Origin of the sequence: Nonomuraea rhizosphaerae (assembly GCF_019396405.1) — a bacterium.
GTDB lineage: Bacteria > Actinomycetota > Actinomycetes > Streptosporangiales > Streptosporangiaceae > Nonomuraea > Nonomuraea rhizosphaerae.
The window spans coordinates 1-7,509 of record NZ_JAHKRL010000140.1; the positions used below are offsets into that span (position 1 = coordinate 1).

Annotated in this window: 7 protein-coding genes; 1 reads left to right on the forward strand and 6 read right to left on the reverse strand. The window is 73.0% G+C overall.

Annotation, left to right across the window (positions count from 1 at the left end):
- The 3 genes from KME77_RS06890 to KME77_RS06900 form a co-directional block, all read right to left on the reverse strand.
- Window positions 1–214 (reverse strand): prephenate dehydratase domain-containing protein (locus KME77_RS06890; RefSeq protein ID WP_281424059.1); only part of this gene is annotated, 214 nt, incomplete at its 3' end.
- 66 nt (window positions 215–280) lie between these two features.
- Window positions 281–697, reverse strand: a complete 417-nt coding sequence (locus tag KME77_RS06895; protein ID WP_308250591.1) for a DUF4446 family protein — start codon at window positions 695–697, stop codon at window positions 281–283.
- A complete protein-coding gene (locus KME77_RS06900) occupies window positions 698–1,918 on the reverse strand; it encodes a glycosyltransferase 87 family protein (RefSeq protein WP_219463083.1) in 1,221 nt (406 codons plus the stop codon).
- 63 nt (window positions 1,919–1,981) lie between these two features.
- Here KME77_RS06900 and KME77_RS06905 point away from each other — a divergent pair, with 63 nt between their 5' ends.
- Window positions 1,982–4,168 (forward strand): hypothetical protein, encoded by a 2,187-nt coding sequence (locus tag KME77_RS06905; protein WP_219463085.1) that lies wholly within the window; start codon window positions 1,982–1,984, stop codon window positions 4,166–4,168.
- On the opposite strand, the gene mptB is transcribed toward KME77_RS06905, so the two are convergent.
- The 3 genes from mptB to KME77_RS06920 all read right to left on the reverse strand — a co-directional run.
- Complete coding sequence (gene mptB, locus KME77_RS06910; protein ID WP_308250592.1) at window positions 4,050–5,486, reverse strand: polyprenol phosphomannose-dependent alpha 1,6 mannosyltransferase MptB; 1,437 nt, start codon at window positions 5,484–5,486, stop codon at window positions 4,050–4,052. The genes KME77_RS06905 and mptB overlap by 119 nt on opposite strands.
- Before the next feature lie 82 nt (window positions 5,487–5,568).
- Window positions 5,569–5,985 (reverse strand): STAS domain-containing protein, encoded by a 417-nt coding sequence (locus KME77_RS06915; protein ID WP_219463087.1) that lies wholly within the window; start codon window positions 5,983–5,985, stop codon window positions 5,569–5,571.
- Between the two features lie 65 nt (window positions 5,986–6,050).
- A partial coding sequence (locus KME77_RS06920; protein WP_308250593.1) for a multicopper oxidase family protein occupies window positions 6,051–7,509 on the reverse strand: 1,459 nt, incomplete at its 5' end.

Genomic DNA, 7,509 nt, shown 5'->3' on the forward strand with positions numbered 1-7,509 from the left:
GCCCGCCCCAGGCGAACTCGTCGAGGGTCGTGGTGATCGCGCCTTCGAGGGAGTTCTCCAGCGGGACGACCGCGCCGTCCGCCTCGCCGTTGCGGGCGGCGGTCAGCGCGGCGGTGACGGTGGCGCAGGGCAGGCGCTCGGCGTCGGGCTCAAGGAGCCGCAGGGCCTCTTCGGTGAAGGTCCCCTCCGGTCCGAGATAGGCGAGTCTGGGCATGATTCCAGAGTATCCGCAGGTCGCCGAGTCGCGCCGACGTTTGCCCCACCTGCCTCGCCATCGGCCTCACCACCTGGGAACCCTTGCCTCGACCATCGGCCCGTGCCCGAGCCGCGCCGCCCGTACGGCGTGCTCCTCCTCGGGCGACAGCGGCTGCTCGCCCTTGCCGCTCACGACGGGACGCACGTAGGTGCGCGTCTCGGAGCGGCCGTTGATGGAGGTCAGCACGATGCCGTCGCCCAGCCCGTTGATCATCGCGATCGAGAACGACATCCTGCCCGCCATCTCCTCCAGCGCGTCGTACTGGCACACGGCCACGTCGCGGATCGCCTTGAGGTCGCCCTTGCCCTCGCTCGTCCGCCGGCTCAGCAGCTCCTGACACTCGTCGACCACGGCCCTGGCCTGCTTGAGCGCCATGAAGCCGATGCCGACGCCGGTCATCCCCGCGACCAGCCCCACCAGAACCCATACGGTAACCAACACTCAACGGATGGTAATGGCTCGGTCGAGCGCGGCCCCGCGTTTCGGCAACCAGGAGGCCAACAACCACACCAGAGCCAGCGCGCCGAGCCCGAACCCGTCCTGGACGATCTTGTCCAGCACCGGCACGCCGGCCACCTTCAGCGCCACGCCCCACCAGGGCACCGGCACCACGTAGAACAGCCACACACCCACGGCGATCCGCACCCTGACCTGGTCGCGCCCGTCGCCCACGATGGCGGCCAGCACGATGACCACCCAGGCCAGGTGGTGGATCCAGGCGACCGGCGAGAGCAGCACCGCCATCAGGCCGGTGAGCGCGACGGCCGTCATCTCCTCCTGCCGCCGGTAGGCCCGCAGGGCGCCGCGGAACCCGTACCAGCCGACCACGGCCACGAGCAGCAGCCAGATCACCGAGGTCAGCGTCTCCGACGGCAGGTACAGGCGGATCAGCATGGCGCGCAGCGACTGGTTGGTGGTGGCGGCGTTCGCGCCGAGCCGTTCGGGGTCGAGCAGGGCGGAGAACCAGAAGCCGGCGGCGTCGCGCGGGATCACCGCGAACGGCAGCAGCGTCAGCAGCGCCGACACGAACGAGGCCATGAAGAACGTCCGCCACTGCCGCGTCACCAGCAGGTAGATCAGGAACACGCCGGGTGTGAGCTTCACCGCGGTCGCCAGCCCGATCAGGAGGCCGCGCGGCCACCACGGCCGCCTGGCCGCGCAGTCGGCCAGGCACAGCGCGACGAGCAGGATGTCCACCTGCCCGAACCGCACCTGGTCGCGGATCGGCATCAGGTAGGCGCAGGTCACCATGAGGAACGCGAACAGCCACGGCGCGTACCGCCGGAGATCGCCCTTGGCGGCGAGCACCTCCCTGAACGCGAACGCGACCGTGACGACGAGCGCCAGGAAGATCCCGGCCGTCCACACCCACTGCGCCGTCCCCCACGACAGCTCGGCCAGCGGCACCGCCAGCATCCCCGCGATCGGCGGGTAGGTGAACGGCAGGAGCTGGGGAGCCGGGGTCGCGAAGTCGTAGAGGGGGCGGCCGGACAGCAGCATCTGCCCTCCGGTCCGGTACACGTCCAGGTCCACCAGCCGCTGGTCGTCCGGGTTCGTGAGCCACTGCTGGACCAGCGGCGCGACGGCCGCGGCGACGACCAGGACGGCCACCGCCCAGGCCCACCACCGCCGGCGTACCGCCGTCGCCTCGCCACCTGTCACGGTGTGGCACGTTACCGTGGCTGTTGCCCATCGAGCGCACGTTCACCCTGGGGGTCGCCGCCCATGCCGCACGCCATCACGAGCGCGGCCGTCCGGTTCCTGGCGGTCCTGCTCCTCGGCCTCGCCGTCCTGAACGGCGGCCCGGCGGCGGCCTCTGCATCCTCTCAAGGCCATTCGGCCGCTCAAGGCCGGGCACCCGTTCAGGGGCGGGTGGCCATCGTCGGGGTGCCCGGTCTCGAATGGAGCGACCTGGACCGGAGCCGCACCCCCAACCTGTGGAAGCTGGTCGAGCGGGGCGCCTCCGCGTCGCTGTCCACGCGCGCCGTGCCGCCGCCCGACCGCGGGATCACCTGCCCGCTGGCCGGGTGGATGACGGTGTCGGCCGGTCAGCGGGCCGGTACGCCTGGCAAGGGCTGCGCCGCGACACCGGCGCCGGAGAACGGCGTGGTGCCGGGCTGGGGGGCGCTCCAGGCGTACCAGAGTGAGACCGGGTACGACGCGCGGCTGGGCACGCTGGGGCAGGTGGTGACGTCCTCGGGGGGCCGGGTGGCGGCGTTCGGGCCGGGCGCCGCGGTGGCCGCCGCCGACACGTCCGGAAAAATCGCCAGTTACAACCCCGAAGGGGACCTCAGCTCGTACCACCTGATTGTCATGGAGGCCGCCGGCCTGGCCACGGCCTGGGCCCGGCAGCCGCTCGACGAGTACGGCGTGCCCGCCCCGCTGCCCACGGCGGCGAGGCAGGCGGCGGCGGCCGAGGCGGACCGCGAGGTCGGCGAGCTGCTCGGCAGGCTCCCGCAGGAGACGAACGTGCTGCTGGCGGGCGTCTCCGACGTCACCACGAACGCCCACCTGCACGTCGCCGTCGCCGCCGGACCGGCGTTCCGGCACGGCCACCTGACCGCCATGTCCACCCATCAGGACGCGCTGGTCACCATCACCGACCTCACCGCCACCGCGATCGGCCTGCTCGGCCTAGAGGCGCCGCGCGAGGTGGTCGGGCGCGCCTGGCAGGGCGACGGCTCGGCCTCCGTCACCGTCGAGGAGCTGGCGGACGCGGACCTGGCCAGCCAGGTGCTGCGGGAGGTCCGCGGGCCGTTCTTCGCGGTGCTGGTGACGGTCCAGTTGCTGTTCTACGCGTTCGCCGCCCTGGCCTTCCGCCGTCTGTCCGGGCCGAAGGGGTCGCGGATCCTGACCGTGGTGCAGGTCGTGGCGGTGGTCAGCGGAGCCGTCCCGGTCTCGACGTTCCTGGCGCAGCTCGTCCCGTGGTGGGCGTTCCCGGCGCCGATGGCGAGCGTGATCGTGACCATCGTCGGGATCGCCGGGCTGATCACCGCGCTGGCCTTCGCCGGGCCGTGGCGCACGCACGTGCTCGGCCCGCTGGCCGTGGTCGCCGGCATCACCTCGCTCGCCCTGCTGCTGGACGTGATGACCGGGTCGAAGCTGCAGGTCAACGCGGTCACCGGGTACGAGCCGGTCACCGGGGGACGGTTCTACGGCTTCTCCAACATCGCCTTCGCCGTCTACGCCACCGGGACGCTGCTGGCGCTGGCGGGGCTCGCGCAGCTGCTGCTCAGGCGGGGCGTGCCGAGGGTGGCGGCCGTGGTGGCGTGCGCCGCGTACGGGGGGCTCGCGGTGTTCGCGGACGGCTGGCCGACGTGGGGGGCCGACTTCGGCGGCGTGCCGGCGTTCGTGATCGGGCTGGCGGTGTTCCTGATCCTGCTGGCCGGGCGGCGGGTGTCGATCCTGAAGCTGCTGCTGGTGGGGGTGGCCGGGGTCGTGCTGGTGGGGGCGCTGGCGGTCTTCGACTGGCTGCGGCCCGCGGCGCGGCGTACGCACCTGGGCGTCTTCGTGCAGCAGGTCATCGACGGTCAGGCGTGGACGGTGGTCTGGCGGAAGTTCAGCGCGATGATCGGCGTCACCGTCGGCAACTGGTCGCTGACACTGTTGTCGCTGGTCGCGCTGGCGTTCCTGTTCTGGGTGCTGAACCGGCCCTCGCGGTGGGGGGCTCCGGCGCTCGGCCAGGCCTACCGGCTGGCGCCGCCGCTGCGTGCGGGGCTGTTCGGGGCGCTGACGTGCGCGTTCATCGGGTTCCTGATGAACGACTCGGGCATCGCCATCCCGGCCATGGCGCTCACCGTGGCAGTGCCGCTGACACTGGCCGCCTCCGTGCGCGCGCTGCGGCTGCCCACGCCCACCACACCAGAGCCGCCGTCAGCACGAGCAGCGTCCACGGAGCGATCCTCGACCTGACCACCGTCACGAGCCAGCCGAGGTCGCTCGGCTGCAGATCCTGCCGGGCCGGCAGGTACGCCAGCGACAGCACGAACAGGTGCGCCACCAGCAGCCCGTCCAGCGCCGACGCCGCCGCCAGCGCCAGCACGCCGAAGGCCAGCCCGTCGTACCACGGCAGGACGTACGGCGTGGCGAACACGTACGCGACCACCACCACGAGCGCGACCTCGTTCCCGGAGACAACGCCGCGAAAAGCCCGGAACAGCGACCACGCCACGAGCCCGAGCACGACCAGCGACCCGATCTGGATCTCCTCCCGGTACGCGCTGCCCTCCCCCACGATCGCCTGCAGCCAGCCCTGGACCAGCTTCCAGTACGACGCCAGCGACACCGACTTGCTCGTGCGCGTCATCGGCCCGACCGCCTCCGTGCCGACGATCAGGTAGCCCGCCACGACCACGGCCAGCGCGACGGAGGCGACCAGGGCCAGCCGGCCGGGCCGCCGCCGCAGCTCCCAGGCGGGCCCCAGCGCGACCAGGCCCGCGTTGACCTTGACCGCCACGCCCAGCCCGAGCAGCACCCCGGACGCCGCGGGACGGGCGCCGGCCACCAGCGCGGCCACCATGCAGGCGACGGCCAGCGTGTCCACGTGCATCCCGGCGACCAGGTGGTACAGCAGCAGCGGGTTGGCCGTCCACAGCACCGCCGCCCGCAGCCGCCTGGCCGGGTCGTCCCTGGTGAAGCGGTCGATCAGCAGCCCCGTCGCGACGAAGGCGGCGGCGTTGACCAGGGCCAGCACGAAGATCGTCAGCCGGAGCGAGTCGCCGCCGACCCAGCTCGCCAGCGCCTGCACGCCGGTCGCGACCGGGCCGTACACGCTGGGCTCCTCCTGCCACGGCCGCTCCACGGCGCGGGCGATGGGGTCGCCGGGCAGGTCCAGCGCGCCGTGCGTGTAGGGGTTGACGCCCAGGACGACCATGCGCCCGTACGCGGCGTAGTTGAGGTGGTCGGCCGAGCCCGACGGCGGCAGGAACGCCAGCAGCCCGGCCGCGGCGCAGCCGAGGATCACCAGCGCCCTGGCGCTGGGCGCGGACCTGGACAGCAGCAGCCCCAGGCAGCCGAGCGCGCCCAGGACGATCGCGGCCGCCGCGAGGGCGATCACCAGGTGCGGGTCAGGTCGCGCATCCAGCGAGTACGGCGGCTGCCACCCCGGCCCGGCCAGCGCGGGAACCATGGCCGACGGCCCGAGCAGCCCGATGACGATCGTCAGCGCGATCGAGGCGCCGACGGCCGTCACGGGGATCCAGCCGGGCACCCGCCATGTCTGCGCAGTCACCGGTGAATTCCAGCACACCCGTCACAGGCCCGGCACACCCGTCGCAGGGGGCGGCGCACCTGTCACAAGGGCGGCGCGTTCGTCACATGGGCGGCCGGGGAAGGGGCGGCAGAGATCGTTCCAGGAGTTCGGGCCGCCGCGCCACCAGCAGCTCCGCCACCGTCTCCTCGACGCCGCCGCTGATCTCCACGTACGGCAGCAGTCCGGTCCGCTCCAGCACGGTGACCAGCCGCTCGGTCGGGGCGGCCAGGATCACCCGCCCGCTTCCCGTGTCCTCGGCCCGTTGCAGCGCCACCGCCAGCGCCCCGATCAGCGACGCGTCGTAGAAGATCACGTCGGCCAGGTCGAAGACGAGGACGGGCCCCGCCGACCAGTCCCACACCTCGCGGATGTGCCTGCTCAGGCGGGCCCGGCCGAAATGGTCGAGCTCACCGCTCACCCGGAGGACCGTGCAGTGAACGTGTCGGACGGTCTCGATCCGCACCACTCCCGCGTTCACCGCTGCACTCCCTCTCTGTTGGAGTTCGATACTCCTCTGCCCGGAATGGCGGCGTTCAGCGGTGATCAGGTGACCTCGAAGTTGGCCATCATCGCCATGTCCTCATGTTCCAGGTTGTGACAGTGCATGACGTAGCGGCCGCGGTAGCCGGTGAACCTGGTGACGATCTCGACGGTCTGCGCGTCACGCAGCTCGACCGTGTCCTTCCACTCCGGCGGCCCGCCGGGGCGCTCGCCGTCGACCGACAGCACCTGGAAGCTCGACAGGTGCAGGTGCACGGGGTGGGCGACGTCGCTGGTCAGCCGCCAGATCTCGGTGTCGCCCAGCTTGGGCCTGGCCTCGACCTTGCCGGGGTCGAACGGGCCGCCGTTGATCAACCACTTGCCGCCGCTGTTGCCGAAGTCGAAGTCCCTGGTGACGGTGGCCTTCGCCGGGTCGAGCCGCTCGACGTCCGACAGCACGCGCGGGATCGCCGAGTCGTCGGACTCGTCCCGGTCCACGGCGAACCTCATCACCCTGGCCTGCGGTCCCTCCCCTGCCAGGTTGCGCAGCTCGACGTGGTCGCCGACGCGGTGGGCGGCGAAGTCCACGACCACCTCGGCGCGCTCGCCCGGCGCCAGGCGTACCCGCTGGACGGTCCGGGGCGCGGCCAGGAGGCCGCCGTCGCTCGCGATCCGCACCAGCGGGCCGCCCGTCGAGAGCTCGTACGTCCGCGCGTTGGAGGCGTTGAGCAGCCGCAGCCGGTAACGGGCCCTGGCCACCCGCAGCTCCGGCCAGGGGGCGCCGTTGACCAGGATGACGTCGCCGAGCACCCCGCCCATGTAGCCCTCGCGCACGCCGTGCCCGTCCGGCAGGCTCGGGTACGGCATCGAGCCGTCCTCGGCGAACGACCTGTCGCAGATCAGCAGCGGGACGTCCCGCTCGCCCGAGGGCAGGCCCAGCGCCTCCTCGGCCGGGTCGCGCACGATGAAGAGCCCGGCCAGGCCGCGCCACACCTGCGGCCCGGTGTGGTCCATCCGGTGGTCGTGGTACCAGAGCGTGGCCGCGCGCTGGTCCAGCGGGTAGGTGTGGGTGCGCCGCGCGCCGGGCTGGAGCAGGTCGGTGGGGTAGCCGTCGGACTCCGGCGGGGTGTGGCCGCCGTGCAGGTGCATGACGGTCGGCTCGGGCAGGCCGTTCGACAGGCGGATCGTGGTGGCCCGCCCGGCGGTCGCCTCGATGGTGGGGCCGGGGAAGCGGCCGCCGTACCCCCAGACAGGGGTGCGCAGGCCGGGCAGGATCTCGGCCTCGGCCGCCCGCTGCGCCAGGTCCAGGGAGCCGTCGCGGGACGGCTTGAGCACCTCGGGGATCGGCAGCGGCACCGCGTACGGTCTGGGCAGGGGCGCGCCGCTCGGCAGGAGCCGCGGCTGCGGCGTGCCGCCGAGCACCGAGCAGCCGCCCGCGGCCACCGCCACCGCGCCCAGCCTGAACAGCCGCAGCGCCTGACGCCTGGTGACGCCCGGTCCGGTCCGGTCTCTCGCGGCGCTC

Coding starts and splice junctions, on each gene's coding strand:
- KME77_RS06905 (WP_219463085.1), top strand. CDS start 1,982: ATGCCGCACGCCATCACGAGCGCGGCCGTCCGGTTCCTGGCGGTCCTG.